Origin of the sequence: Microbispora sp. NPDC049633 (genome assembly GCF_040675265.1) — a bacterium.
GTDB lineage: Bacteria > Actinomycetota > Actinomycetes > Streptosporangiales > Streptosporangiaceae > Microbispora > Microbispora maris.
In genome coordinates, this window is sequence record NZ_JBFAOO010000108.1 from 1 (window position 1) to 25,250 (window position 25,250).

Sequence of the window (25,250 nt, forward strand, 5' to 3'; positions counted from 1 at the left end):
ACACGTCACCCATGGCCGGCAGCACCGGCCCGTACGCCAGCCCGACCCGCACGTCCGGCCCCTCGGCGTCCCGTTTGAGCTCGTCGAGCAGGTCGAGCGCGATGAGGGCCGCGGTCCGCGGGTCGCCGGCGGTGAAGAGCACCTCGTCGCCGAGCGTCTTGACCAGCCGCCCGTCGTGCGCCGCGATCACGTCGGAGGCCCGCGACTCGAACCCCTCGACCAGGTCGGCCAGTGCCAGCTCGTCCAGCTCGCGCGACACGCGGGTGAAGGCGACGAGGTCGGCGAACCCGACGGCGAGCCTCGGGCGGGTCGGCGAGACGTCCTCGCCGGGCTCGGCCAGGGAGACCAGCCGGCTCGCGGTCGCGGCGAGCTGGGAGCGCCATACGTGCACCAGCGTCTGCTCGAAGTCCGGCAGCAGGCGGCTGACGGTGTCCATCACCTGCCGCAGCGCTTCCTCCCCCGGCCTCGCGCCGGGCTCCATCAACGCGTCCACCATGATCTCGGCCTGCCACTGGGCGAGGCGCGCGGTCGTACGGCCGAGGGCCCGCGCCATGCGGATGACGGTCCGCTCGTCGAGCATCTCCGCGTCGAGCAGGTCGCGGATGCGGTGCAGGGCCGCCAGGTCGGCCTCGGTGAACGCGACGGCCTCGTCGGCGAACGTGGCGAAGCCGAGGGCCCGCCAGATCCGCGCCGCCAGGTCCTGCGGAATGCCGGCCGCCTCGGCCACCTGCCGTCGCGTGTAGGCCGGCGGCGGCCCCAGGAACAGCCGCCGCATGTCGTCGGCGCCGGGGCGCCCCCCTGTCTCCACGTCCCCCTCCCCCGTGTCCTGCCTGTCTTTCTCGTCCGGGCCCGCTACGCCGGCCCGTGGGCCGCGCCGCACTCAGTCCCCGTCGATGTTCCCGTCCGCGGCGTCCTCCACCAGCCGGAACAGCTCGTGCCGTACGCGCTGGATCTGGGGGATGTCCCGGTAGTCGATGTCGCCCTTCTCCGACGCCGACTCGACCCGGAGCGTGCCGCAGCCGAGGATGCGCTCCAGGAGCCGCTGGTCGGAGCTCACGCTGCTGACCTTGGCCAGCGGGATGTCGTCCTCCGACTTGTTCAGCACCCCCGTGCTGATCGCGAAGCGGTGCGAGGTCAGCGTGTAGGAGGTCGTCACCCAGCGCAGGTAGGGGATGAGCGTCCACAGAACCAGCGCCACGAAGGCGACCACGGCCACCGTGCCGCGGGCGTACCCCGCGTACTCGTAGTCGCCGGGGATGAAGACGAAGGCCGCGACGACGGCGGCTAGCACGACGAGGAAGGCGAGGAACGGCAGGATCAGCCGCTTCCAGTGCGGATGGAACGATAGAACGACCCGCTCGCCGTCGGCCAGGTATTGATCAGGGAGACCCATGGCGCAAATCGTGACACGATCGCCGGTCGATTGCATGCGTTCGGTCAGCCCGCGCCGCGGTTCCCCCCGGAAGTGTCACGGCTTTCGCCGGACGTGTCGCGGCGGACGTGGACGACGTCGCCCGCGCTGAGCGCGTGGTCGCCGTCCGCGCCGCGTACGAGCAGGTGACCGGACGCGTCGACGCCGGTCGCGAGGCCGGTCAGCACCCGTTCGCCGGGCAGCTCGACCCTGACCTCCTGCCCCACTGTGGACGACCAGGCGAGGTAGGCGGCGCGCAGGCCCGAGGCGTCCGGGTCGCCGTCGGCGGCCACCCAGTCGCGGTAGTGCGACTCGATCTCCCGCAGGATCGCGCGCAGCAGCGGGTCGCGGTCGGTGCAGGCGGCGTCCTCGATCGCGAGGGACGTGGCCCGGTCCACGGGCAGTTCATCCCGCCGCAGTGAGACGTTGAGCCCCATGCCGACGACCACCGCGCGGTCGACCCGCTCGGCCAGGATGCCGGCGAGCTTGCGCTCCCCCACCATCAGGTCGTTGGGCCACTTGAGCCGCACGTCGACCTCCGCGATCCGCCGTACGGCAGAGGCGGCGGCGAGGCCGACCAGCAGCGCCAGCCAGCCCTGCCGGGCGAGCGGCACCTCCGGCCGCAGCAGCATCGAGAACGTCAGCCCCGAGCGCGACGGCGCGGTCCACGGCCGCCCGAGCCGGCCCCGGCCGGTCGTCTGCGCCTCGGCGACCAGGACGGCGCCCTCTGCCGGGCTCTCGCGCACGGTCCTGGCCAGGTCGGCGTTGGTGGAGCCGGTCCGCTCGACGACGCGTACGGACGACCACAGCGAGCCGGGGCGCACCAGCGCCCTGGTCAGCGCGGTCTCGGACAGCGGAGGACGGTCGAGATCGGCGTACGGCGAGTTGGGCACCCGCTCAGGCTATCGGCCTCCGGGGCCGCCTCCGCCGCTGCCCGGTGCCCGTTCTCTCGGCCGGGCTGGCCGCTATGGCGGACTCCAGCGCGCGCATGCGCCGGAGCCGGGCGGCGAGCCGGGGTCCGCGGGGTGAGGCACCGTGGTCACCGCATCGCTCTCACGGGCGACGGCACCGCCGTCCGTCGGGCCCGGTCCCTCCACCGGCTCATTGCGCGCCCCGCGTCCCCGCCGGGGTTCGCCACCAGGGGCCGCCGCGCTCGTCGGCCAGGCGCAGCGCCTCGGCGGCGACCTGCTCCGGGGGGATGGCGAGGCAGTCGAGGGCGAAGGGACAGGCGAACTGGCGGCAGGGCGAGCACGCCGTGGGCACCGTGAGGATCGAGGCCGGCCCGAACCGCGGCCGGTACTGCTCCACCTGCTCGGTGCCGGCGAACAGCACGACCACGGGCGTGCCGAGCGCGCTGGCCAGATGCGCCCCGCCGCTGTTGTTGCACACGACCACGTCGACGGCGTCGATGAGCGCCGCCAGGACCGGCACGTCGAGCCGGCCCGGCAGCAGGAGCGCGCCGGGCACGCCGGCGCCGGTGAGCTCGACGAGCGGCCTCTCCCTGGCCGTGCCCGCCACGACGACCCGCAGCCCCGCGGCGGTGAGCAGCCCGGCCACCCGGGCGAACCGGTCGGCCGGGTACCGCCGCGCGGAGCAGGAGGCCCCGGGAAGGATCAGCGCGCACGGCCGCCTCCCGCGGCCGTCCCGGTGACCGCGGCCGTCCCGGTGACCGCGGCCGTCCCCAGGACCACGGCCGTCATTGTGACCGTCCCCGGCGGACCGGCCGCCCGCGGCGGCGCCGAGCAGGCGGCGGGCCGTACGGGCCGCCTCCGCGGGCACCCGCACGCGCAGCCTGCCCTCGACCGGAGGGACACCCGCCCGTTCGAGCAGGTGCAGCGCGCGATCCACCTGGTGGGTCTCGTCCGGCGGTGACGGCACCCAGTGGGTCAGCCCCGCCCCGCCGAACTCCTTGGACATGCCGACTCGTACGGGCACCCCGGCGAGCCGGCAGAAGTACGCGGCCGGCCAGGGGGCCTGGGAGAACGAGGTCAGGATCACCGCCGCCTCGTAGCCGCCCCACCCGATCCGCTCGACGAGGTCCAGGTCGTCGGTGACCGGGACGTCCTCCCCGCCGGTCTTCTGCCACGAGACCGAGGCCGTGAGCACGCCGTCGACCTCGGGAAGCAGCGCGGCGGCGGCGGCGCCGGCGGGGGCCGCCAGCAGGTCCAGCCGGGCCCGGGGAGCGGCCCGCCGGAGCGCCCGCAGCGCCGGGCCCGCCATCACGACGTCGCCGAGGTTGTCGGGGCGGATCACGAGCACGCGGGCGAGCCCCCGCCACGGGACCGGCGGGCCAGCGAGCGCCGCAGGATGCTCCATTTCCTGCGGGTACCCTCCGAAAAAGGCGCATAAAGCCCCATAAATGCATGGTTTGCCACGAAAGTCCCTCGGGCACCTTCCCGAGCGCGGCACCGCGGCCGCCCCGCGAAAGCGCATGCATGCGGGGTGGGCGGGGCGCCCTCTGCGGTGCGACCAGACGCCGGGGTCGTGGACACACGGACACGACATCGCCGCGACAGGCTCCGGCCTCCTGCGACGAGTCGTGAGCCGCCGGTCGCCCCGGCGAGGCTGACCTGGCCCACGCCGAGCCGGTACCTGCCGCGGCCGCTGTCCTGCTCGACCAGATCGAGGCTCTTCAACATCGCCACCAGAGGGAAGACAGCCGACGAGGGGAGACGGCCGTGACGGAGCGTGGCCGGATCCGCGTCGCCATGGTCCACGGTCCCGGGCCCGCAGATCACGACGGCGTCGGCGACTACGTCGAACGGCTCGTCGGCGCGCTCGGCGAGGCCGGGGTCGAGGCGGTGGGGGTGCCCGTGGGATCACCGGAGGCCCGCTCTCCCCGGCACTGGCTGCCCGCCACGCTCGACGCCGCCCGGCGAGTGCGGCGGCTGCGCCCCGACGTGGTCCATGTGCAGTTCGCCCCGTCCGCCTACCGGTTCTCGGGGCTGCCCGGGCTGCTGCCGTCCCTGCTGCCGCCCGGCGCGCCGCTGGTGACCACCCTGCACGAGTACGGCTGGTGGGCGGCCCCCGGCTGGGTGCCCGCCCACGTCTGGCGGCCCCTGGAACGCGCCCGCCTGTGGGACCGGGAGACCGGGCGGCTGGTGCCCGCCAGCGCCCTCGTGGTCGTGACCAACGCCTCCCACGCCCTGCAGGTCCGAAAGCGCGTCGGGACGGCCGCCGTGGAGGTGCCCCTGGCGCCGAACGTCGTGGATCACGGCGGCGGACGGCAGGCGCGCGTGCGGGTGCGGGACACGCTCGGCCTGGGCGCGGACGATCCGCTGCTCGCCTTCTTCGGGTTCGTGCATCCCGTGAAGGGCGTGCGGCAGCTCGTCGAGGCGCTGCCAGTGCTGCGCGCGGCCCGCCCCCGCCTGCGGCTGCTGGTCGTGGGTGGCTTCACCTCCCAGGCGCTGCCGGAGGCCGAGGCCCGGGCCTTCCGCGCGGAGCTCGGGGCACTGGCCGCGCGGCACGGCGTCGCGGACGCGGTGACGTTCACCGGGCACCTGCCCGCCGCCCGGGTGTCGGAGCTCCTGCACGCGGCGGACGTGGGGGTCCTGCCCTTCACGGCCGGGGTGACGACCAAGAGCGGCGCCCTGCTGACGATGCTGGCCCACGGACTGCCGACCGCGGTCACCGTGCCGGACGAGCCCGACCCCGGCCTTCCGCTCGGGGAGGCCGTCGCCGTGATCGGGGCCCGCCGCGACCCCGCCGCCATCGCGGACGCCGTCGGGCCGCTGCTCGGCGACCGTGAGGCGCGGCGGCGCCTCGGCGCGGCCGCCCGGCGGCTCGCCGCCCGGCACTCCTGGTCGCGGGTCGCCTCCGCCCACCGGGCGCTGTACGAGACCCTGGCCGGCCCTGGCCGGCCGCCCGGGCGCCGGGATGCGTGAGCCGTACCGGGAGATCCTGGTCGTCGACCTGCTCGGCGGGATCGGCGACCTGGTCATGCTCCTGCCCGCCGTGCACGGCCTGGCCCTGCGCAACCCGGGCGCGTCGCTGCGCGTGCTCACCCATGAGCCCGGCGCCGCCCTCCTGCGCGGCGACCCCGCCGTCGCACGGGTGCTCATCCCCCGCCACGGCGGCGCGGGCGCCGAGCGGGAGGCCGTGGCCGAAGCCCTGGCCGCCCGCCGCCCGGACCTCGCGATCACCACCACCCGCTATGACGGCATCCCCGATCTCCTCACCGCGTCGGGCGCGCGGTGCGTCACCGACCTGTGGCGCCGTCCGCCCCCGGACGAGCCGGTCGGCGAGCGCTACCTGCGCATCCTGGTCGCCGAGGGGCTGCTCCGGCCCGAGGACGCCCTCGCCCGTCCGGCCGTGCGCCTGACGCCGGCCGAGATCGCGTACGGCGAGAGCGCGCTCGCCCGCCGCCTCCCGGCCGTCACCCCGGCAGGTACGGCGCGGCCCCCGGTCGTGCTGGTGACCGACGCGGGCATGGACGTGAAGCGGTGGCCCGCCGGCCGCTGGCGCGAACTCGCCACGCTGCTGGCCCGGCGCGGCCATCCCCTGCTCACGCCCGACGCGCCGCCCAAGCGCGCCGGCGCCGCGCACCCGGCGTTCGGCCCGGAGGTGGCGGCACTGCCGCGGTGCGGCCTGCGCGGGCTCGCCGCGTGCTTCGCCGCCCTGGCGCGGCGCGGCGGTGTGGTCGTCGGCGGCGACACCGGGCCGCTGCGGGTGGCCGCCGCGGCCGGAGCGGCCACCGTCGGGCTTTTCGGCCCCACCTGGGCCCGCAGGTACGGCATCGGCGCCTCCGCGGGCCCGGGCGGCGCCGTGGACCTGCAGGGACAGCCCGGATGCCCGCACCGCCGGCCCACCGCCATCACCGAGCAGCCGTGCTGGTGGACCGCCGAATGCCCGCTGTCTCCGGCGGGGGCCGCCTGCATGACCGACATCGGCGTGTCCTCCGTCGCCCGCGCCGTGACGCGCCTGTGCGTCGATTCCCCCGCGCGCCACCCGGCGGACGACGCCTGAGACGCGGCGTGGCAGGCTGCGTACCGGAAACAACGGCAGCCATGCCCTGGAGGAGACGGCACATGGAACGGGACGGCGCGGCGCGGCCCACGGCTCGGCTGGGGCCCGTCACGCGCGCACGCGTCCGGAGGGTGTCCGGGTCGTCCGTACGCGACCGGCGGGACGATCTCGCCACCGAGGAGCCGCTGGAGATCCGGCTCCTCGCCGGCGGCGAGAGCCGTACGGTGGCGATCACGATGCGGACGCCGGGCGCGGACTTCGAGCTCGCGGCGGGCTTCCTGCACGGCGAGGGGATCACCGGTCCCGGCGACATCGCCGCCATCGGCTACTGCACGGACGAGGACCTGGACCCCGAGGCGCGCTACAACACCGTGACCGTGCGGCTCACCACCCCGCACCTGCCCGACCTCGGCGCCCGGGCGCGCAACTTCCTGACGTCGAGCGCGTGCGGCGTCTGCGGCACGGCGAGCCTCGACGCGTTGCGCGACCGCTGCGCCGTGCCGGCCGTGCGCCCGCCGGTCGGCGTGTCCGCCACGACCCTGTACGGCCTGCCGGACCGGCTGCGGGAGGCCCAGGGGGTCTTCGGCAGGACGGGCGGGCTGCACGCCGCCGGGCTGTTCACCCCCGACGGCACGCCCGTGGCCGTACGGGAGGACGTGGGGCGGCACAACGCCGTCGACAAGCTGGTCGGCTGGGCGCTGCTCGGCGGCCGGAGCCCCCTCGACCGGCACGTCCTGCTGGTGAGCGGCCGGGTCAGCTACGAGATCATGCAGAAGGCGGCGAGCGCGGGCGTCCAGATCGTGTGCGCCGTGTCCGCGCCCTCCTCGCTCGCCGTCGACCTGGCGCGGGAGTTCGGCATCACGCTGGTGGGGTTCCTGCGCGAGGAGCGCTTCAACATCTACGCCTGCCCGGAACGCGTCGACGTCGGACAGCCCTGAACGCCCCGATCGGGCGCCCGGAGCCCGGGCGCCCGATCGGTCGCTCGCGGCGTCAGCCGGTGTTCTGCAGGCCGGCCGCCACGCCGTTCACGCTGAGCAGCAGCAGGGTGGACAGGCGCTCGCGCTCCTTGTCCGAAAGGTCGCCCGACGTCCGCAGCGCCGTCAGCGCCCGCAGCTGCAGGTGGCTGAGCGCGTCCACGTACGGGTCGCGCAGCTGCACGGCCCGCGACAGGACCCGCCTGTTCTCCAGCAGCCGGGTGTGCCCGGTCACCTCCAGCACCAGCCGCCTCGTCAGGTCGTACTCCTCCAGGACCTGCTCGGCGAAGTCGGCCCGGCCGCCCAGGGCCAGGTAGCGGGACGCGATGGACCGGTCGGTCTTGGCCAGCGACATCTCGGCGTTGTCCAGCATCGCGGCGAACAACGCCCACTCCTGGTACGCCGAGCGCAGTTCGGCCATGCCGCCGTCGGTGACCACGGCCGCCAGGCCGCTGCCCAGGCCGTACCAGCCGGGGAGGTTGACCCGCGTCTGGGCCCACGAGAACACCCACGGGATGGCCCGCAGGTCGTCCAGCGAGCGGGGCGCGCCGAGGCCGCGCCGCGCCGGCCGGGAGCCGAGCCGCAGCGAGCCGAGCTCCTCCAGCGGGCTGACCAGCGCGAACCACTCGGGGAAGCCCTGAGCCTCGGTCAGCGCCCGGTAGGCGCGCTCGGAGGCCGCCGCCACGGTGTCGGCCAGCCGGCGGAACTTCTCCGCCGCCGCGGCGGTGCCCGACTCCACAGCGGAGGTGGACGCGAGCAGCACGGCGTTGGTGACCTGCTCGATGTGCCGCTTGGCGATCGCCGAGTGGCCGTACCGCGCGAAGATGACCTCACCCTGCTCGGTGACCTTGAACCGGCCGGCGACCGAGCCGGGGGCCTGGGCGAGCACGGCGCGGTTGGCCGGTCCGCCGCCCCGGCCGAGCGCGCCGCCGCGGCCGTGGAAGAGCGTGAGCGTGATGTCGTTGGCCGCGGCCCACGCGGTCAGCGCGGCCTGCGCGTCGTACAGCCGCAGGGTGGCCGCCGCCGGGCCCAGTTCCTTGGCCGAGTCGGAGTAGCCGAGCATGACCTCCATGCGCCGCCCGTTCGCGGCGAGCCGCCGGCGCACGGGCTCCAGCTTGCTCATGCCCTCCAGCACGGCGGAGGAGTTGTCCAGGTCCTCGCCCGACTCGAACAGGGGGACCACGTCGAGCACCGGGGCGCGCTCACCCAGGGCGTGCCTGGCCAGCTCGTACACCGCCGCGATGTCGTCGGCGGAGCGGGTGAACGAGACGACGTACCGGGAGCAGGCGGTCACGCCGAAGCGCTCCTGGATCCAGGCGATCACCCGGATCGTGGCCAGGACCTCCTCGGTGCGCTCCGACAGCGCGCCGGAGGCGATCTCCTCGAGCGCCGCCGCGTGGACCGCGGAGTGCTGGCGCACCTCCAGCTCGGCCAGGTGGAAGCCGAACGTCTCGACCTGCCAGATCAGGTGCTGCAGCTCGCCGTAGGCCTGCCGTACGGCGCCGGCGCCGCGCAGGGAGTCCTGCGCGAGCCGCAGGTCGGTCAGCAGCTCCGACGGCGCGCGGTAGGCGAGGTCGAGGTCGCGGCGGCGGGTCGCGGCGATCCTGGCCGCCACGAACATCAGCCACTGGCGGTGCGGCTCCCGCGGCGATCGGGTGGCCATCTCCGACACCAGGTCGGGGTGGTCGTGCTCGGCCTGCGCGAGCGCGGAGCGCAGCTCGGCGGACGGCGGGGTGAAGACCTCGGCCAGGGTGAGCGACCTGCCGATGCGGGTGGTCGCGTTCTCCAGGGCGATCAGCACGTGCTCGGCCTGGATCTGCATGGCCTCCCTGGTCACCCTGGCGGTGACGTTGGGGTTGCCGTCGCGGTCCCCGCCGATCCAGCTGCCGTAGCGGATGTACGCCTTGGCGAGCGGCTCCCGTGTGCCGGTGCCGGGACCGAGCGCCGCGTCGAGCGACCGGTAGATCTGCGGCACCGTGCGGAACAGCGTCTCGTCGAAGGCCGCCATCGCCGTACGGACCTCGTCCAGCGGGTCGAGCTTCGTGTGGCGGAGCTGGTTGGCCCGCCAGAGGATGTCGATCTCCTCCAGCAGCCGCCGGTGGGCCTCCTCGCGCTCGGCCGCGCCCCGCCCGGGGGCGTTGTAGGCGTCGAGCTGGGCGCTGATCCGCTGGATGGCGGTGACGATCGCACGCCGCCGCGCCTCCGTGGGATGGGCGGTCAGCACGGGCCGGAACTCCAGCCCGTCGATCAGTTCCTGGAGCCGGTCGTCTCCGCGCAGCCCCTGCACGGCCTCGGCCAGGGACTCGCGCAGTGGCACGTCGTCCTTGTCACGCTGCCGCAGAGTGCGGATCCGGTAGTGCTCCTCGGCGAGGTTGGCGAGATGGAAGTAGCAGGTGAAGGCCCGGGCGATCTGCACTGCGCGGTCGACGGGCCACTCGGCCACCAAGGCCGCGACCTCGTCGGCCGTCGTCTCCTGACGCCGGGCCGCGATCACCGCCTTGCGGAGCCGTTCCACGTCGGCGAGGAGGTCGGGACCGCCGTGTTCGGCGATCACCTGACCCAGGAGTCCACCCAATAGGCGCACGTCAGCGCGGAGTTCGTCCGGCATCTCCGCTACGGCGTTGTGTCGTTCGGCAGGAGCGATGGCGGCCATGCTTCGAAGGCTAGCGAATCCCGCTCGGTGGCCCGAGGGCGGTCTCACCAAATGGACTAGACCACTGGATCGGGCAGGTCAGACCGGTCGCACGGCCGGGGTCTGCTCGGCCCGGGCCTCGGGGAGCGCCCTGAGACGACGGGTGAGGTACTGGGCGAGCAGACCGTGCGCCACGACGATCGCGCCGAACCCGACGAGCAGCACGGAGATCGTCGTCAACTGGCTGTCGTCGGCCAGCAGGATGGTCTTCGCGTCGCCGAGCCCCGTCGCCGCGACCTGCTGTCCCGTCACCAGGGCGGTCACCCACCGGCCGGCGCGCATGATCACCGGACGTGCGGTCGCGGTCACCGCGGCGGGCAGGGCCAGCACGCCGAAGGCGACGATGATGATCGCCGTGCCCGCCGGGGAGATGTCGGTCGGCCCTTCGATGGCCAGTTTGATCCCGCGCATCAGGAGACGCGCCAGCGCCCCGATGACCAGGCCGCTCAGCGCCGCCGCGACCAGCGGCGCCCAGATAGCACGGCCCGTCAGGCCACGTTCGCGCATGTCACTTCTCCCTTTTGAGAACGGTCCAAACGGTTATAGAGCCGGGCCGAATCGCCCGCAACGCCGCAAGGACTTCGGGACCGCTCTGTTACCTCTCAGGAGGGGCGGGAGACGGCGGCGAGGAGTTCGGGGAGGCGGGCGAAACCGATGCCGGCGGCGATGCGTCGTCCCGCCCAGGCGACCGCCATGCCGTACGGCACGGCGAGCACGGCCCACCAGGTCAGGCCGAGGAGGACCGGCAGCACGATCGGCAGGGCGAGCACGCCGGTGACGAGCATCGTGGCGAAGGAGGCGACGAACGCCTGCCCGCCCTGCCCGGGGGCGGCGCCGGTGAAGGCGTTCATCCGGTCGGGATAGGTGTACGGCGCGGTCACGCTGGTGATCGAGCCGATTCCCATGGCGGTGCCGAGCACGCCCCACGCGGTGAGCGCGGCGACGACGGCCCACGCGGCGTTCCCCGCCACGAGGGCGGCGGCCAGCGACGCCAGCGCCAGCAGCGGCACCGCGACGACCGCCATGGCCAGGTGCCGCCCGGCCAGGTCGGTGCGCAGGTCGCGCGGGGTCGCGACGGCCACCGCGTTCATCCACAGCGACCTGCCGTCGATGCCGAAGGAGTTGGCCGCCTGCAGCCCGATCACCACGGCCGCCAGGCAGGCGGGACCGATCGCCGTCCACTGTCCCGTCGAGCCGCCGGGACCCCGCAGGGAGAACATGACGACCGCGCTCACGAAGATCGCGCTGATCCAGTTCACCCGGGCCCGCGGTTCCCGCCTCGCGTACTTCAACTCCTTGGCGACGACGGCGCCGAGCATGCCGCCGGGCAGGAACCGGCCTGTCCGGGAGCGGCCCGTCCGGGAACGGCGGACGGAGCCGCCGCCCCGGTTGGAGGAGTCGGGCCGCACCAGCGCGTACCGCAGCGCCGCGATCCACAGCCATCCCATGACGACCACCGACATCGCGACGACGACCAGTTCGGCGACGCCGATGAGCCCGCCGTCGGCGATCGCGTGCGCGGCCAGCCCCGGCGGCGTCCACCGCAGGACGTCCCCGGCGGACGCCAGGATCCGCGTGGGGTCGCCCGTCAGCCCGCGATTCAGCAGCAGGTTCGGCACCTGGACGAGCAGCACGCCGATGATCGCGACCACCGCGAGCAGGTCACGTCCCCTGCGCGTGCGCAGCACGCCGGACAACGCGGTGGTCACCAGGCGGGAGGCCGTGAGACAGAAGGCGAACTGGAGGACCACCGCGGGCACCCCGATGAGCACCCCGCCGGGTCCGTGGGCGAGCGCGACCACCCCTCCGCACAGCGCGGCCAGCGAGGCGAGCGGCCACGGCCCGGCGGCCGACGCCGCGAACATGCCGGTCGCGAGCTGCCGGGTGGTGAGCGGGAACAGGGCGAGCCGGGCCGGGTCGAGCGTCTCGTCCAGCCCGAAGGCCATGAGCGGCACGACGACCCACCCGACGGCGAACATCGCGAACGCCGCCGACACGAGGTCGAGGCCGACGTCGGACGGCGCGAGCCGGATGAGGGACAGCAGCCCGAACCCCGCGACGGCGGTGAGGAACGCGGCGGCCAGCGAGAAGGCGAAGCCGGCCTGCTTGCCCACGCTCCCGCGCAGGCCCCCGCGGACCAGGCTGAGCTTGAGCCGGACGAACAGCCACGTCATCGTCACGGCGTGCTCCCGGAGCCGAGCCACGACAGCCCCTCGTCCCCGTTGCCGCGCACGCCGACCAGGTCGAGGAACGCCTCGTTGAGCGTGCGGCCCCGCCGTACGTCGTCGAGCGGGCCCTGCGCGACGACGAGGCCGCGGTTCATCACCGACACCCAGTCGCACAGCCGCTCGACCAGGTCCATCACGTGGCTGGAGAACACGACGGTGGAGCCCGAGGCGGTGAATCTGCGCAGCACCTCGGTCAGCGTGTTGGCGGAGACGGGGTCGACGCCCTCGAACGGCTCGTCGAGGAACAGCACGCGCGGGTTGTGCAGCAGCGCCGCCGCGAGGCCGATCTTCTTGCGCATGCCGGTGGAGTAGTCGACCACCAGCTTGTCCTGCGCCTCGACCAGGTCCATGACCTTGAGCAGTTCGTCGGCGCGCCGGCCGACCTCGTCCAGGGGGATGCCGCGCAGCTGGCCGCCGTACATGAGCAGCTCACGGCCGGACAGCCGTTCGAACAGCCGCAGGCCCTCGGGCAGCACGCCGATGTGCGCCTTGACGCTGACCGGGTCGGCCCACACGTCGTGGCCGTCGATCTCGATCCGCCCGCCGTCCGGGCGCAGCAGCCCGGTGACCATGCTCAGGGTCGTCGTCTTGCCGGCGCCGTTGGGACCGACCAGGCCGGCGAAGCTGCCTCTCGGCACGACCAGATCGACCCCGCCGACCGCCACCTGCTGTCCGAAGCGCTTGTACAACCCCTGCGTGCGTACGGCGTCCGTCATGGAGCCCCCATCTGTCTCAAGCCGTCGTCGATTCGAACGAACGGGACGTGAACCCCGTTCCTCACCTGATGCAAGGAGCAGCCCGGTGAGCGCGACCCGGCGCGACCGGACGGCCCCCGGCTGGTTACCCTTTCCGCCATGGATTCGACGCGACCCGGAGCGGCGTTCGGGACCCGAGGGCCGCTGAGCATACGAGGAACGGTGAGCGGGCGATGAGCGCCGAACGCGTCCCCGAGATCGACATCCACACCACCGCCGGCAAGATCGCGGACCTGGAGCGCCGCCGGAGCGAGGCGGCCCACGCCGGGTCCCAGCGAGCGGTGGAGAAGCAGCACGCCAAGGGCAAGATGACGGCCCGCGAGCGGCTGGCGGCCTTCCTCGACGAGGGCTCCTTCGTGGAGTTCGACGAGCTGGCCCGGCACCGGGCGACCGCCTTCGGCCTCGACCGCGAGCGCCCGTACGGCGACGGGGTCGTGACCGGGTACGGCACGGTGGACGGCCGGCCGGTCGCGGTGTTCGCGCAGGACTTCACCGTGTTCGGCGGTTCGCTGGGCGAGGTCTTCGGCGAGAAGATCGTGAAGGTCATGGACCACGCGCTCAAGACCGGCTGCCCGGTGATCGGCATCAACGACTCGGGCGGGGCGCGCATTCAGGAGGGCGTGGTCTCCCTCGGCCTGTACGCCGAGATCTTCAAGCGCAACGTGCACGCCTCCGGCGTCGTGCCGCAGATCTCGCTGATCATGGGCCCGTGCGCGGGCGGCGCCGTGTACTCCCCCGCGCTGACCGACTTCGTCCTGATGGTGCAGGAGAAGTCGCACATGTTCATCACCGGGCCCGACGTCATCAAGACCGTGACCGGCGAGGAGGTGACGTTCGAGGAGCTGGGCGGCGCGCACACGCACAACTCGAAGAGCGGCGTCGCCCACTACGAGGCGTCCGACGAGCAGGACTGCCTCGACTTCGCCAGGGCGCTGCTGTCGTACCTGCCGTCCAACAACATGGACGACCCGCCCGCCTTCGACGTCGAGGCGGACCTGGAGACGACCGACGAGGACCGCGAGCTCGACACGCTGATCCCCGACTCGGCCAACCAGCCCTACGACATGCACACGGTCATCGAGCACGTCCTCGACGACGGCGAGTTCCTGGAGATCCACGCGGGCTTCGCGCCGAACATCCTCGTGGGCTTCGGCCGGGTCGAGGGGCGTTCTGTGGGCGTCGTCGCCAACCAGCCGATGAGCTTCGCCGGCACGCTCGACATCGCCGCGAGTGAGAAGGCCGCCAGGTTCGTGCGCACCTGCGACGCCTTCAACATCCCGGTGCTGACCTTCGTCGACGTGCCGGGCTTCCTCCCGGGCACCGACCAGGAGTGGAACGGCATCATCCGGCGCGGCGCGAAGCTGCTGTACGCCTACGCCGAGGCGACCGTGCCGCTGGTCACCGTCATCACCCGCAAGGCGTACGGCGGCGCGTACGACGTCATGGGGTCCAAGCACCTCGGCGCGGACATCAACCTGGCCTGGCCCACCGCCCAGATCGCCGTCATGGGGGCGCAGGGCGCGGTCAACATCCTCTACCGCCGCGAGCTGGCCGCCGCCGACGACCCGGACGCCGCGCGGGCCCGTTTCGTCGGCGAGTACGAGGACACGCTGGCCAATCCGTATCTCGCGGCCGAGCGCGGCTACGTCGACGCGGTCATCCGGCCCTCGGACACCCGGGTCCAGGTCGTCCGCGCGCTGCGCGCCCTCCGCTCCAAGCGGGCCGCGCTGCCGCCGAAGAAGCATGGGAACATCCCGCTGTGAGCAGCAGCGAGCCGTATCTCAGCATCGTCCGGGGGGACGCCACCCCCGAGGAGACCGTCGCCCTCGTCGCCGCGCTGGCGGCCCGGGCGGCGGCAGGGGCGGCGGCCGGCGGCGCCCGGCCCACGCCGCCGCCGGCGACGGGAAACTGGAGGAACCCGGCGCATCGGCTGCGCCCGGGGCTCCCGCACGGACCGGGAGCCTGGCGCCGGGCCTTCTTCCCCGGCGGCTGACGCCGTCTACCCTGCCATCCGCGACGACCACGGTCCGATTACATCGACGGAACAGGGTGTCAACTGGCTCAAGAGTTGGGACTATCTAGAAAGCGGGGGAATATAGTCAGCCGATCATCTAGTGACGAGTCCAGGAGGACACCATGGCCATCCCGGACTTCAGCGCACATGGCATTTCCGCCAAGTATGCCGTTCTCGTGGACGTCGGTTACCTTTACGCGGCCGCCGGTGAGGTTCTCTTAGGCGCCAAGGAGCGTAAGGAGTACCGCGTCGCCGCGGACGAGCTGATCCAGGCGCTGCAGAAGCACGCGGTCGACCGCATCCAGGGCGAGTTGCTGCGCGTCTACTGGTACGACGCCGCCCGGGACCGTGTGCCCACCGTGGACCAGCGGGTGATCGCCCAGCTGCCCTGGGTCAAGGTCAGGCTGGGCAATCTGAACGCCCGTGGCCAGCAGAAGGGCGTGGACGCGCAGATCCGCAGCGATCTCGAGGCGCTGGCCCGGCACCACGCCGTGAGCGACACCGTGCTGATCGCCGGAGATGAGGACATGGTGCCCGCCGTGGAGGCCGCGCAGGCGTACGGCGTGCGCGTCCACCTGTGGGGGGTCGAGCCGCCGTTCGGCACCAACCAGGCCGAACGGCTCGTCTGGGAGTCGGACACTGTCGAGATCCTGAGCGCCGACTTCCTGCGTCCGTTCTTCACCCGCGCCCCGGTGCCCGTTCCCGTGCCGCCCACGCCGTCGCCCGCCCAAGTCTTCGCGGGCCGTACGGTCAAGCCGATGCCGCCGAAGGCGCCCGCCGGTCAGGTCGCCAAACTCGGCCCGGGCCGGCCCCGGGTGGAGGAGGTCGGCGAACACGTGGCGCAGAAGTGGATACTGACCCGCGGCCGGGACAACATCCGCGACCTGCTGCCGGGCCCGCTGCTGCCCACGGTGATCGACACCGAGCTGCTCATCGAGGCCGAGAAGGAGCTCGGCCACTCTCTGCGGCCCTATCCGGAGGCACGCGTGTGGCTGCGCGACGGCTTCTGGGCCCGGGTCTACCGGGAGTTCGACCTCGGGGTCGGCATCTCCAGCAAGTGACGCCGGCGCCCGAACCCGCGCGCGGGCGCACTCCCGGCTCACGCGAGGCACTTCGCTCAGCGCCCGGCCCGGTGCGAGGCACTCCCGGCGTCAGCGCCCGGCTCGCCCGAGGCCGCCGCGACGGCGGCGTCCGATTTCCGCCAGCCCGCCGCGGTGGCCAGCGCATAACGTCATGTGCGTGACCAGACGACAGCTCGACTTCGACGCGTGCTACCTCGCCGTGTCCGCACGGGACTCCCGCTTCGACGGGCGTTTCTACACGGCTGTCACCACCACCGGTATCTACTGCCGCCCGATCTGCCCCGCCCGCACTCCCTCGCGGTCCAACGTGCGCTTCTACCGCCACGCCGCCGCTGCCGAGGCGGCCGGGTTCCGTCCCTGCCGCCGCTGCCGTCCGGAGCTCAGCCCCGGCGACCCCGGCTGGGACGTCCGGGCCGACCTGGTCGGACGCGCGCTGAGGCTGATCGACGACGGGGTGGCCGACGAGTCCGGCGTCGCCGGGCTGGCCCGCCGGCTGCACGTGACCGAGCGGCACCTGCACCGCCTGTTCGCCGCCGAACTCGGCACCGGCCCGCTCGCCGTCGCCCGCACCCGGCGGCTGCTGCTCGCCAAGCAACTGCTCACCGAGACCACCCTGCCGATCACGGACGTCGCGTTCGCCGCCGGGTTCGGCAGCGTGCGGCAGTTCAACGCGGCCATGAAGGAGTCGTACGGCTTCGCCCCGGGTGAGCTGCGCAGGGCCGGCGGGCCGGTGCGGGGGGCGCACGGGCCGGTCGCCCTCACGACCGGCCTCACCCTGCGGCTCGGTCACCGGGAGCCCTACGACGCGCAGGCGGTGCTGCGTTTCCTCGCCGCCCGGGCGATCCCCTCGGTGGAGGCCGTCTGCCGGTCGGGGCCCGACGTGACGGCCTACACGCGCGCCGTCCCCGGCGGCTCGATCACGCTGCGGCCCGCCGCCGGGCACATCCGGCTCACCGTGCGGACCACCGAGACGCACCGGCTCTCCCGGCTGGTGGCGCGCTGCCGCCGCCTGCTCGATCTCGACGCCGACCCCGGGGCGGTGCGGGAGATCCTCGGCGGGACGTCGCTCGCGCCGCTGGTCGCCGCCCGTCCCGGGCTGCGGGTTCCGGGGGCGTACGACGGGTTCGAGCTGGCGGTCCGGGCGGTGGTCGGGCAGCAGATCTCGGTCGCCGGGGCCCGCACCCTGCTCGGCCGCATCGCCGCCCGGGCCGGTCTGCCCGCCGTTCCGGACGGGGCGGGCGGCGACCGCGCACCCGAGGCGGACCAGGTGCCATTGCTGTTCCCCACGGCCGACCGGCTCGCCGCCGCCGACCTCGACGGGCTCGGGCTCACCACCCGCAGGGTCGCCACGATCAGGGCGCTGGCCGAGGCCGTGGCCTCCGGCGCGATCGACCTCGACGGCGCCGGCGACCCCGCCGACACCGTCGCCGGGCTGCTGGAGATCCCCGGCATCGGCCCGTGGACGGCCGGTTACATCGCGCTGCGCGCGCTGCGCGACCCGGACGCGTGGCCCGAGGGCGATCTCGTGCTGCGCAAGACCATGGAACGGCTCGGCATCGCCCCGGACGAGACCGAGCGGTGGCGGCCCTGGCGCGCGTACGCCGCGCTGCACCTGTGGAGCCACACATCCGACACTTCGGAAGGACGCGACAAATCATGATTGTCACGCAGACCCTGCCCACCCCCGTGGGTCCCCTCGCCATCCTCGCCCGTGACGGCGTGCTCGTCGCCGCCGGCTTCACCGCCGACCCCCGGGAGATGTTCGCCCGGCTCTCGCCGTCCCTGCGGGCGCTTCCCCTGCGGGAGGGCGACCTCGGCGACGTGGCCGAGGCCGTACGGGACTACCTCGACGGGAAGGTCGACGCGCTCGACCGGATCCCGGCCGAGCAGCCCGGCACCCCGACGAGGCAGCGCCTGTACGAGGCGCTGCGCGCCGTGCCCGCCGGGACGACCGTGTCGTACGCGCAGCTGGCGGAGAAGGCGGGGCTGCCCAGGACGGCCGCGCGGGCCGCGGGATCGGCCTGCGCGCAGAACCTGATCGCGCCGTTCGTGCCGTGCCACCGCGTACTGCCCTCGGCCGGCGGCTACGGCGGCTACTACTACGGCACGCCCGTCAAGGAATGGCTGCTCGCCCACGAGTCCCGCGCCTGAGTCCGCACCGGACCGCCAGGGCCGTTCCGCGGCGGGTCCTCCGAACGAGGGACGTGCCATCCGTCACTCGAGGGACCGCGCGATCCGCCAGGTCACGTCGCCGGGGGACGCCCGCCCGCGAGCTGCCTGGTTACGCTGCCGCCGGTGTCATCGACGACGGGAGCCTCCGTGACCATCAGGCTGGTGATCGCCGACGACCAGGCGATGATCAGGGCCGGGCTGCGGCTCGTCGCGGAGTCCGAGCCGGGGATCGAGGTCGCCGGGGAGGCGGCCGACGGCTTCGAGGCCGTGGAGGTGACCCGGCGGCTGCGGCCCGACGTGCTGCTGCTGGACATCGCGATGCCCCGGCTGGACGGAATCGGCGCGGCCAGGCTGCTTCTCGCCGACCCCCGGCCACCGAAGATCATCATGCTGACCACCTTCAACACGGGCGACAATCTGAAGGCCTCGCTGCGGGCCCGGGTGAACGGCTTCCTGCTCAAGACCTCGCCCCCGGAGCACCTGGTGGAGGCGGTGCGGGCCGCGGCGGCGGGCGCCGCGCTGATCGACCCCACGGTGGCCCCCCGGGTGATCGACGAGATCGCGAGCCTGCCCGACCTCGCCGCGCCGGCCGAGCTCGGCTCGCTCAGCGAGCGCGAACTCCAGGTCCTGCGGATGGTCGCGCGGGGCCTGTCCAATCCCGAGATCGCCCGTGACCTGGACATCGGCGAGGCGACCGTCAAGACGCACGTCGCCCGTGTCCTGCACAAACTCCGCCTGCGCGACCGCATCCAGGCGGTGGTTTTCGCCTACGAGGCCGGGGTCGTGCGGCCGGGAGAGCGGCCCGGACCGTGCTGAGGCGACTCGCGGGCGACTGGCGGCCCTCCCGCCTCGACGTCCTGCTCTCCCTCGCCGTGGCGGTCGCCGGGCTGGTGGAGTCGTTCGGCCGGCAGGGCCCGGAGCCGTGGCGGATCGCCGACCCGTTCCCGTTCGCGGCGGGCGCGGTCGCCGCCGGGCTGGTGGTGCTGCTGCGGTCGGTGTTCCCCGCGACCGCGCTCCTCGTGCTGACGGCCATCGGGTGGGCCGTGCAGGCGGTCGCCGGTCCCGGGTACTACGCGGCCTGGCACTTCTACTCGACGCTGATCCTCGTCCACACCGTGGCCGGCGCGGCCGAACCCCGCAGCCGGCGCGGGCTCGCGGGGCTCGGGTGCGTGCTGCTCGCCTACGCGCACCTGCAGACACTGCAGAGCAACGACGCCGCCGAGGTCCTCATCGGCGCGATCTTCGTCGGCGTCGCGTACGGCAGCGGCATCCTGCTGCGGCGGCAGATCGACCAGACCAGACGGCTGGCCGAGCAGGCGGCCCGGCTCGAAGCCGAGCGGGAGGAGCGGGCGCGGTGGGCGGTCGCACAGGAGCGATCCCGCATCGCCCGGGAGCTTCACGACGTCGTCTCCCACAACGTGAGCCTCATGACGTTGCACGCGGGCGGGGTGCGCAGGCTGCTCGGGGGCGGCCGCGCCCGCGAGCGCGACCTGCTGCTCGCGGTGGAGCAGGCCGGCCGTGAGGCGGTCGAGGAGCTCGGGCTGATGCTCGGCATGCTGCGCGACGCCGGGGCCGCGCCGCCCGCGCCACAGGCCGGGCTCGACCGGCTGGACGAGCTGATCTCCCAGGTGGCGGACGCCGGTCCGGAGGTGCGCCTGCGTGTCGCGGGCGAACCCCGGCCGCTGCCGGCCGGGCTCGGCCTGTCCGCCTACCGGGTGATCCAGGAGGCCCTGACGAACGTGCTGAAGCACGCGCACGCCACGAGGGTCGACGTCGTCCTCCGGTACGCGCCCGGCGAGTTGCGCGTGACCGTCGTCAACGACGGAGTGCGCGTTCACTCGGCGGGCACGGGCGGGCACGGGCTCATCGGCATGCGGGAGCGGACCGCTCTGCACGGGGGCGAGCTGTCCGCCGGGCCCACGCCGTCAGGCGGCTACCGCGTGCTGGCCGTCTTCCCGCTCCCCGGCTGAGCGCCTCGCGCCTCCACGGCGGCCCTCGCCGGGGCGTCGCCCGCCCACTCGTCGTCGGTCATGCGCAGCATCCTGAGCCCGATCACCCCGGCGCCGGCCAGGTAGAGCAGCCCGCCGACGATCGTGCCCACCGGGTAGATCGGCGCCCCCAGGATGCCGGCGAGCATCGCGAACGGCGCCCACCACGGCGTACGCCGGGAGTAGGCCAGCGCGAGCCCCAGCAGGAACAGGCCGAGCAGCCCGGCGAAGCCGGGCACCTGGAAACCGAACGTCGCCCCGGGATCGGCGAACGCCTCGTCCCCGATCCGGGCTCCCTGCTCGGGCGGCAGGACCCGCTCCAACCGGGCGTAGAAGAAGTCGCCGAGCATCAGCGCGGAGAAGTTGACGACGCCGAGCAGCGCCAGGCCACCCGCGACGTGCCCGAAGAGCACGCCCTTGTGCCGGATCAGGTGGATCATGCCGATGATCCCCGGGACCAGCAGGACCCAGCTCCAGTGCAGGAGCGAGGCGCTGACCGACACCTGCTCGGGATGACGGCCGTAGACGCCGACGACGTCCCCGCCCTGCCGCAGCGCCGGGTCCGCGACCACCCCCGCGACGTAGACGAGCGGGGCGGCGACCAGGCAGAGCCCGGCCGCCGTACGGCGGAAGGCGCGTGCGTCCGAAAGCACCGACATGGCGACTCCTCGTGTCCGGCCCGCCGCCTGTCGGGCGGGACCGGCAGGGAGAGTAGGCAGCGGCGTCCCGGCCGGTCGTCCCCCGCCCGGACGACCGGCGTTCCGCCGATCTCCCTACACGCGCCCGCGGGCCGTCAGCCTGCCATGCCTGACCGGCGGCCCGCCCCCCTATGGGCCGGGCGGGGAGTCAGTTCTTGACGATGCTCTGGACCTCGCCGACGGGCACGTCCCTGGTGGCCGAGACCTGGATCGGGTCGTAGGCGAACGGGACGGCCTGGCCGCCCTGGTTGCCGTTGCCGACGACGTTCCAGACGCTCGTCACGGTCAGCGTGTAGACCTTGCCCGGCTGGTCGACGGAGGAGTGCAGGTAGACGACGCCGCACTCGGGTTTGCCCTCGCCGTCCTTGTCGGCGCCCTTCACGTACGGCTTCCCGGTGGCGCCGCATCCCTTGTCGTACACCTCGGCGCGGTCGGCGCCGGTGCCGGATTCGATCACGAGGTGGTCCGGCGTCGCCGTGACGGTGGCGGACATGACCCCCGGCAGCGTGGCGGTGACGGACCGGGGCGCCGCCTCTGCCCCGTCCAGCCACACCCAGGTCCCGAGGTTGACGTAGCTCTTGACGTCCGGGCTCAGTTTGATCTTCGGCTCCGGCACGGTCAGCGCGGCCCTGGCGATCTGCATGAGCTGTTCGAGCGTGATCCCCCCGGCGGGGGTGGTGCCCTCGGGCACCCAGACGAGCGGCTCGAGCCCGGCGGCGCACGACGGTCCCGCCGGGTTGCCGGCGTCGTAGGCGACGCCCCACCACTGACCCTTCTCGCCGATCTTGTCGCCGAACTTGTCCAGGTCCACGTCGTAGTCCAGCCCCGCCTCCACCGCCTGCTTCTTCTGCTGCGCCTGGAGGTTGCGCATGTCGTCGGCCGACGAGTTCGGCTCGTACCAGCAGGGGCGGGGCATCCGGTAGCCGTCGCTCTTGCCGCCGAGCCCGTTGCCGGACAGGCCGATCTTGGAATTGGTCAGCTTGACCCCGGCGGTGTTGCCGTGCTGGAACGCCTCGCCGTGCGGCGTCCCGTCCGGGTCGTCGGCGGCGGCCGGCGGCACGCACACCGCGAGCAAGCCGCAGGCCAGCAGGGACGTCACCGCGATCGCCGTTCTGCTGCTCATCGCTGGCACTCCTTCGCGAGCTCGTCCGGGTAGTCCGCGTGGCGGTAGAGCCGGATCCGCCAGACACCGTCGTCGCCGCGCCCCAGGCCGGCGGTCTGCAGGTAGACCGCGCGCGGGCGTTTCAGCCAGGCGGGCTGACGGGCCAGCGCGGTGCCCTCCTGGTCGGTCAGCCGCACGCCGGTCACGTCGACGCAGCCGTAGACCTCCGCACCGCGTCCCACCATCGCGGGCACCCGCAGGGCGTAGAGCTTGGCGACGCCCCGGGCCGACCGCCGGTCGTCGAGGAATTCGCGCACCCAGGTGACGGCGTCCTGGTACGCGGACGACTCGGGGTCGATGCCCTTCACATACGAGCGGTCGCCGCCGGAGGTGCCGACGGCGCGCCACTGGGCCGTGAAGTCACGGGCGAACGCCTTGATCGCGGCCGACCGCACCGGGTCGGGCTCGTCCGGCCACTCGATCTCGACGGTCAGCCCGGGCGCCGCCGTGATCGCCTCTGTCCCCGGTGGGCGGGCCGGCGTCCCGGCCACCGTCGCCGCGGCCGGCTCGGCGCCGCCCCCCGGGGTGAAGCCGCGGTCCGCGTCCGGCGGGGCGCACGCCGGCAGAAGCAGCACGCAGGCCGAGAGAAGCAGGGCACGGGCCGGGCGTAGCAGCGCACGGGGCGAGAGAACCAGCGCGCGGGCCGGGCGTAGCAGGGCGCGGGCCGGGGCGGGCGGCGCGGCCGCCGCCGTGGCGAGTCCTGGACGCATCAACGCGGTCCTCCGCAGTACGCGATCCCCCGCCCCTGCCATCCCTGTCACTGCCACCCTTGTCTCGGCCACCCTAGGAAGGGCCGGCGGCGACGAGCCAGCGCTATGCGCCGATCGGCATGATTCGGAGGGTGACGTCCCGGGCATTGGGGCTCCGATCAGGCGAGACGTGAGGTTCTGAGGTCCGGGGAGACGGTACGGCGCCAATCGGGCAGCAACTCGTCGATGAGCGCCTCCGTCTCCGGCGCCATCCCGCCGCCGTACGGGTGCGAGGCGGCGCGGCGCAGCAGACCGTCGACGACCGCCCGCAGCCGGACGGGCTCCCCCGTGGCGTGCGCCGCCCGGAGCAGGTCGCGCCACAGCCCCTCGTCGTCGGCCGCGAGCAGCAGCCCGGCCCGGGCCGCCGCCACCGCGCCGTGCGGGTCGTGACGGGCCAGCCGGATCTCGCACAGCGCGTGGGCGGCGTCCGCCACCCAGGCCGTCACGTCGTACTCCAAGGGGTCGGCCGCCAGCCAGGCGTACCGGTCGGGCGGCCTGCCGTTCAGCAGCGGGCCGCGCACCAGCTTCAGCGCACGCTCCAGCAGGCCGGCCTCCACGTCACCGGCGCCGAGCGTGGCCGCGCCTGATCCGGTGGCCCCGGGTCCGGCGGTCTCGGCCCATTCGCCGGCCTGCCGTACGAGGTCCTGGAAGAGCCGCCAGTCCGTACGGATCTCGGGCCCGAGCCGCAACCGCCCGGACCGGTCGAGGAACAGGTGAGGGCGTCCCTCGGAGTCGCGCCCCAGCCACTCGGCGACCCGCGCGATCGTGGCGTCGCGCACCGCGAGCTGCACGCCGCGCGGCCACAGGACGCCGGCCAGCACGGCCGGGTGGACCCCCTCCGGGTGGGTGGCCAGGTAGACGACGAGTTCGTGGGCGAGGGCCGCCCGGCCCTCTTCGAGCGGGTTCACCGGACTGATCTCGATCGGGCCGAGGACGCGGACCTCGATGGAGGGCGGCTCCTCGCTCAGTCGCTCGGTGAGCGGGGTGAGCGGCTCGCCCTCCTGCTGCCGGGTGGTGTCGAACAGGCCGACCACGGCGTCGTAGTGCCGGCGCGGCAGCAGGTGGGCCTCGATGTCCAGGCCCAGGGCGTCCACGCGGGCCCGGCCGTCGTCGGTGATGTCCCATGTCCAGGTGGCGTGCGGCACCTCGCCCGCGATCACGAAGCCGCAGGTCGTACGCCGGCCCTTGCCGAGCAGCGCCAGGCGGCGCGCCTCGTCCTCGTCGGGGCGGATGGCCGACAGGAGATAGTGCGGCGTGTGGGCGGGGTCGGCAACACGGCTGTGGACGCGGCCGGTCAGCACGTCGCCGTCGTACCGGGCACGCTCCTCGAACTCCGGCAGCACCTCGGTCAGGCTGCCCGCCGTCCTGACCCGCTCGGGCGCGAGCCGGGTCAGCTCCTCGCCGAAGCCGACGAGGGTGATGCGCATCTGGTCGGACCACCGGTTGGTCGCCAGTTCGACCGCCAGCGCCGACAGCGCGGCGACGGTGTGCGCCCCGGTGATCGCGATCACCCCGTGGGCGGCCTCCAGGTCGACCAGGACTCGGCCGCCCTGCCCGGTGCCGAGCGAGACCAGCCCGGGATAGGGCGCGGGAACCCCGGCCAGCGTGTGCTCGTCGATGCGGCGTCCCTCGTGGGCCGGAAGACGCCAGACCTGCCCGTCGTCGCAGGACTCCCACGGCTCGGGCGCGTCCTGTTCCGCCGGGTGGATCCACAGGTCGAGGCTGCGGTTGGACAGGTGGACGGCGTAGATCGTCGGAGGGCGCCGGCCCGCGTCGGCCAGCAGGCGGCCGAGCAGGCGCAGGCCGATGTCGAGCATCCGGCTGCCGGGGGCGTCGGCGCCCAGCCGGATCGCGACCTCGGCCTCGGCGGCGTCCCCGCGCGGCCGGGCGATGCGCCATCCGAAGGCCCGGCGCCACAGTTGCTCCCGCCGCCTGCGGCCGAGCAGGGCCAGCAGCCCGGCCGCCGCCAGCGACGACGCCGCCAGGTAGTCGGCGAGGACCGGCCCGCCCTGCCGGTCGCCGGCCTCCGCGCCGGCGGTCAGGTGACCGCCCGTGCCCGAGGACGGCACGGACGGCGCCGTGGAGGGCCGCGTGGACGGCTGCCCGGCGGCGTGACCACCCGACGTCGTGGCCTCCGCTGTGGGCCCCGCCGTGGCCTCCGCTGTGGACCCCGCTGTGGGCCGCCCGTGCGCCGTCGGCTGCGCCATGGGAGGTGCCTTCCGCGCCGTCTCGTCCACCCCGGCGGGCTGGGCGGTGGTCGTGCCGACGGGGCGCGGTGTCGGCGTCGACCGGGCGGTTGCGGGTGTGTCCGCCGCATCGCCGACGCGGCCGGTGCGCTCCGACGGGGTGGGCGAGGATGC

The 25,250-nt window shown here is 74.2% G+C and carries 22 protein-coding genes; 10 read left to right on the forward strand and 12 right to left on the reverse strand.

The features are described from left to right. The 4 genes from AB0J39_RS25005 to AB0J39_RS25020 form a co-directional block, all read right to left on the reverse strand. Positions 1-808, reverse strand: an 808-nt coding sequence (locus AB0J39_RS25005) for an adenylate cyclase regulatory domain-containing protein (RefSeq protein ID WP_363468710.1), incomplete at its 3' end; no start/stop codon positions are given. Positions 809-880: 72 nt separating this feature from the next. Next, a complete protein-coding gene (locus AB0J39_RS25010; RefSeq protein WP_363468712.1) occupies positions 881-1,393 on the reverse strand; it encodes a PH domain-containing protein in 513 nt (170 codons plus the stop codon). Positions 1,394-1,437: 44 nt separating this feature from the next. Further along, entirely contained in the window at positions 1,438-2,304 is an 867-nt protein-coding gene (locus tag AB0J39_RS25015; RefSeq protein ID WP_363468714.1) for a biotin--[acetyl-CoA-carboxylase] ligase, read from the reverse strand. Positions 2,305-2,512: 208 nt separating this feature from the next. Then, complete coding sequence (locus AB0J39_RS25020) at positions 2,513-3,727, reverse strand: glycosyltransferase family 9 protein (protein ID WP_363468716.1); 1,215 nt, start codon at positions 3,725-3,727, stop codon at positions 2,513-2,515. Positions 3,728-4,089: 362 nt separating this feature from the next. Here AB0J39_RS25020 and AB0J39_RS25025 point away from each other — a divergent pair, with 362 nt between their 5' ends. From AB0J39_RS25025 to fdhD, 3 genes are all read left to right on the forward strand, one after another. Continuing rightward, the gene (locus AB0J39_RS25025) at positions 4,090-5,295 is read left to right on the forward strand and encodes a glycosyltransferase (protein ID WP_363468717.1); all 1,206 of its coding nucleotides are present in this window, start codon (positions 4,090-4,092) and stop codon (positions 5,293-5,295) included. Continuing rightward, positions 5,288-6,376, forward strand: coding sequence for a glycosyltransferase family 9 protein (locus AB0J39_RS25030; protein ID WP_363468719.1), 1,089 nt, complete (start codon positions 5,288-5,290; stop codon positions 6,374-6,376). The genes AB0J39_RS25025 and AB0J39_RS25030 overlap by 8 nt, the downstream gene beginning before the upstream one ends. A 62-nt stretch (positions 6,377-6,438) precedes the next feature. Then, on the forward strand, positions 6,439-7,314 hold the full coding sequence (gene fdhD, locus AB0J39_RS25035) for a formate dehydrogenase accessory sulfurtransferase FdhD (RefSeq protein WP_363468721.1): 876 nt from the start codon (positions 6,439-6,441) through the stop codon (positions 7,312-7,314). A 52-nt stretch (positions 7,315-7,366) separates the two neighbouring features. Here the strand turns inward: fdhD and AB0J39_RS25040 are convergent, their stop codons facing one another. From AB0J39_RS25040 to AB0J39_RS25055, 4 genes are all read right to left on the reverse strand, one after another. Continuing rightward, a complete protein-coding gene (locus tag AB0J39_RS25040) occupies positions 7,367-10,003 on the reverse strand; it encodes a phosphoenolpyruvate carboxylase (protein WP_363468723.1) in 2,637 nt (878 codons plus the stop codon). A 78-nt stretch (positions 10,004-10,081) separates the two neighbouring features. Further along, a complete protein-coding gene (locus AB0J39_RS25045; protein WP_363468724.1) occupies positions 10,082-10,549 on the reverse strand; it encodes a hypothetical protein in 468 nt (155 codons plus the stop codon). A 95-nt stretch (positions 10,550-10,644) separates the two neighbouring features. Next, positions 10,645-12,246: a hypothetical protein gene (locus AB0J39_RS25050; protein ID WP_363468726.1), complete on the reverse strand. Its 1,602-nt coding sequence runs from the start codon at positions 12,244-12,246 to the stop codon at positions 10,645-10,647. Then, a complete protein-coding gene (locus tag AB0J39_RS25055) occupies positions 12,219-12,986 on the reverse strand; it encodes an ABC transporter ATP-binding protein (protein WP_363468728.1) in 768 nt (255 codons plus the stop codon). The genes AB0J39_RS25050 and AB0J39_RS25055 overlap by 28 nt, the downstream gene beginning before the upstream one ends. A 212-nt stretch (positions 12,987-13,198) precedes the next feature. On the opposite strand from AB0J39_RS25055, the gene AB0J39_RS25060 reads away from it, so the two are divergent. From AB0J39_RS25060 to AB0J39_RS25090, 7 genes are all read left to right on the forward strand, one after another. Continuing rightward, positions 13,199-14,788, forward strand: coding sequence for an acyl-CoA carboxylase subunit beta (locus AB0J39_RS25060; RefSeq protein ID WP_363468730.1), 1,590 nt, complete (start codon positions 13,199-13,201; stop codon positions 14,786-14,788). Then, positions 14,785-15,018 carry an acyl-CoA carboxylase epsilon subunit gene (locus AB0J39_RS25065; protein ID WP_363468732.1) on the forward strand — a complete coding sequence of 78 codons (234 nt, stop codon included), beginning with the start codon at positions 14,785-14,787 and terminating at the stop codon, positions 15,016-15,018. Before AB0J39_RS25060 ends, AB0J39_RS25065 begins: the two co-directional genes overlap by 4 nt. Positions 15,019-15,161: 143 nt before the next feature. Then, entirely contained in the window at positions 15,162-16,100 is a 939-nt protein-coding gene (locus AB0J39_RS25070; RefSeq protein ID WP_169986141.1) for an NYN domain-containing protein, read from the forward strand. Positions 16,101-16,278: 178 nt separating this feature from the next. After that, positions 16,279-17,781, forward strand: a complete 1,503-nt coding sequence (locus AB0J39_RS25075) for an Ada metal-binding domain-containing protein (protein WP_363468734.1) — start codon at positions 16,279-16,281, stop codon at positions 17,779-17,781. After that, on the forward strand, positions 17,778-18,272 hold the full coding sequence (locus tag AB0J39_RS25080) for a methylated-DNA--[protein]-cysteine S-methyltransferase (protein WP_363468736.1): 495 nt from the start codon (positions 17,778-17,780) through the stop codon (positions 18,270-18,272). Before AB0J39_RS25075 ends, AB0J39_RS25080 begins: the two co-directional genes overlap by 4 nt. Positions 18,273-18,440: 168 nt before the next feature. Beyond that, positions 18,441-19,109: a response regulator transcription factor gene (locus AB0J39_RS25085; RefSeq protein WP_363468738.1), complete on the forward strand. Its 669-nt coding sequence runs from the start codon at positions 18,441-18,443 to the stop codon at positions 19,107-19,109. Continuing rightward, positions 19,103-20,263 carry a histidine kinase gene (locus AB0J39_RS25090; protein WP_363468740.1) on the forward strand — a complete coding sequence of 387 codons (1,161 nt, stop codon included), beginning with the start codon at positions 19,103-19,105 and terminating at the stop codon, positions 20,261-20,263. The genes AB0J39_RS25085 and AB0J39_RS25090 overlap by 7 nt, the downstream gene beginning before the upstream one ends. Here the strand turns inward: AB0J39_RS25090 and AB0J39_RS25095 are convergent. The 4 genes from AB0J39_RS25095 to AB0J39_RS25110 all read right to left on the reverse strand — a co-directional run bounded on the left by AB0J39_RS25095 (position 20,227) and on the right by AB0J39_RS25110 (position 25,097). Continuing rightward, positions 20,227-20,940, reverse strand: coding sequence for a hypothetical protein (locus AB0J39_RS25095; RefSeq protein WP_363468741.1), 714 nt, complete (start codon positions 20,938-20,940; stop codon positions 20,227-20,229). The two genes, AB0J39_RS25090 and AB0J39_RS25095, sit on opposite strands and share 37 nt — an antisense overlap. 187 nt (positions 20,941-21,127) lie before the next feature. Beyond that, positions 21,128-22,102, reverse strand: coding sequence for a hypothetical protein (locus tag AB0J39_RS25100; RefSeq protein ID WP_363468743.1), 975 nt, complete (start codon positions 22,100-22,102; stop codon positions 21,128-21,130). Continuing rightward, positions 22,099-22,851, reverse strand: a complete 753-nt coding sequence (locus AB0J39_RS25105; RefSeq protein ID WP_363468745.1) for a hypothetical protein — start codon at positions 22,849-22,851, stop codon at positions 22,099-22,101. Before AB0J39_RS25105 ends, AB0J39_RS25100 begins: the two co-directional genes overlap by 4 nt. Positions 22,852-23,009: 158 nt before the next feature. Beyond that, positions 23,010-25,097 (reverse strand): bacterial transcriptional activator domain-containing protein, encoded by a 2,088-nt coding sequence (locus tag AB0J39_RS25110; RefSeq protein WP_363468747.1) that lies wholly within the window; start codon positions 25,095-25,097, stop codon positions 23,010-23,012. Positions 25,098-25,250 lie beyond the last annotated feature (153 nt).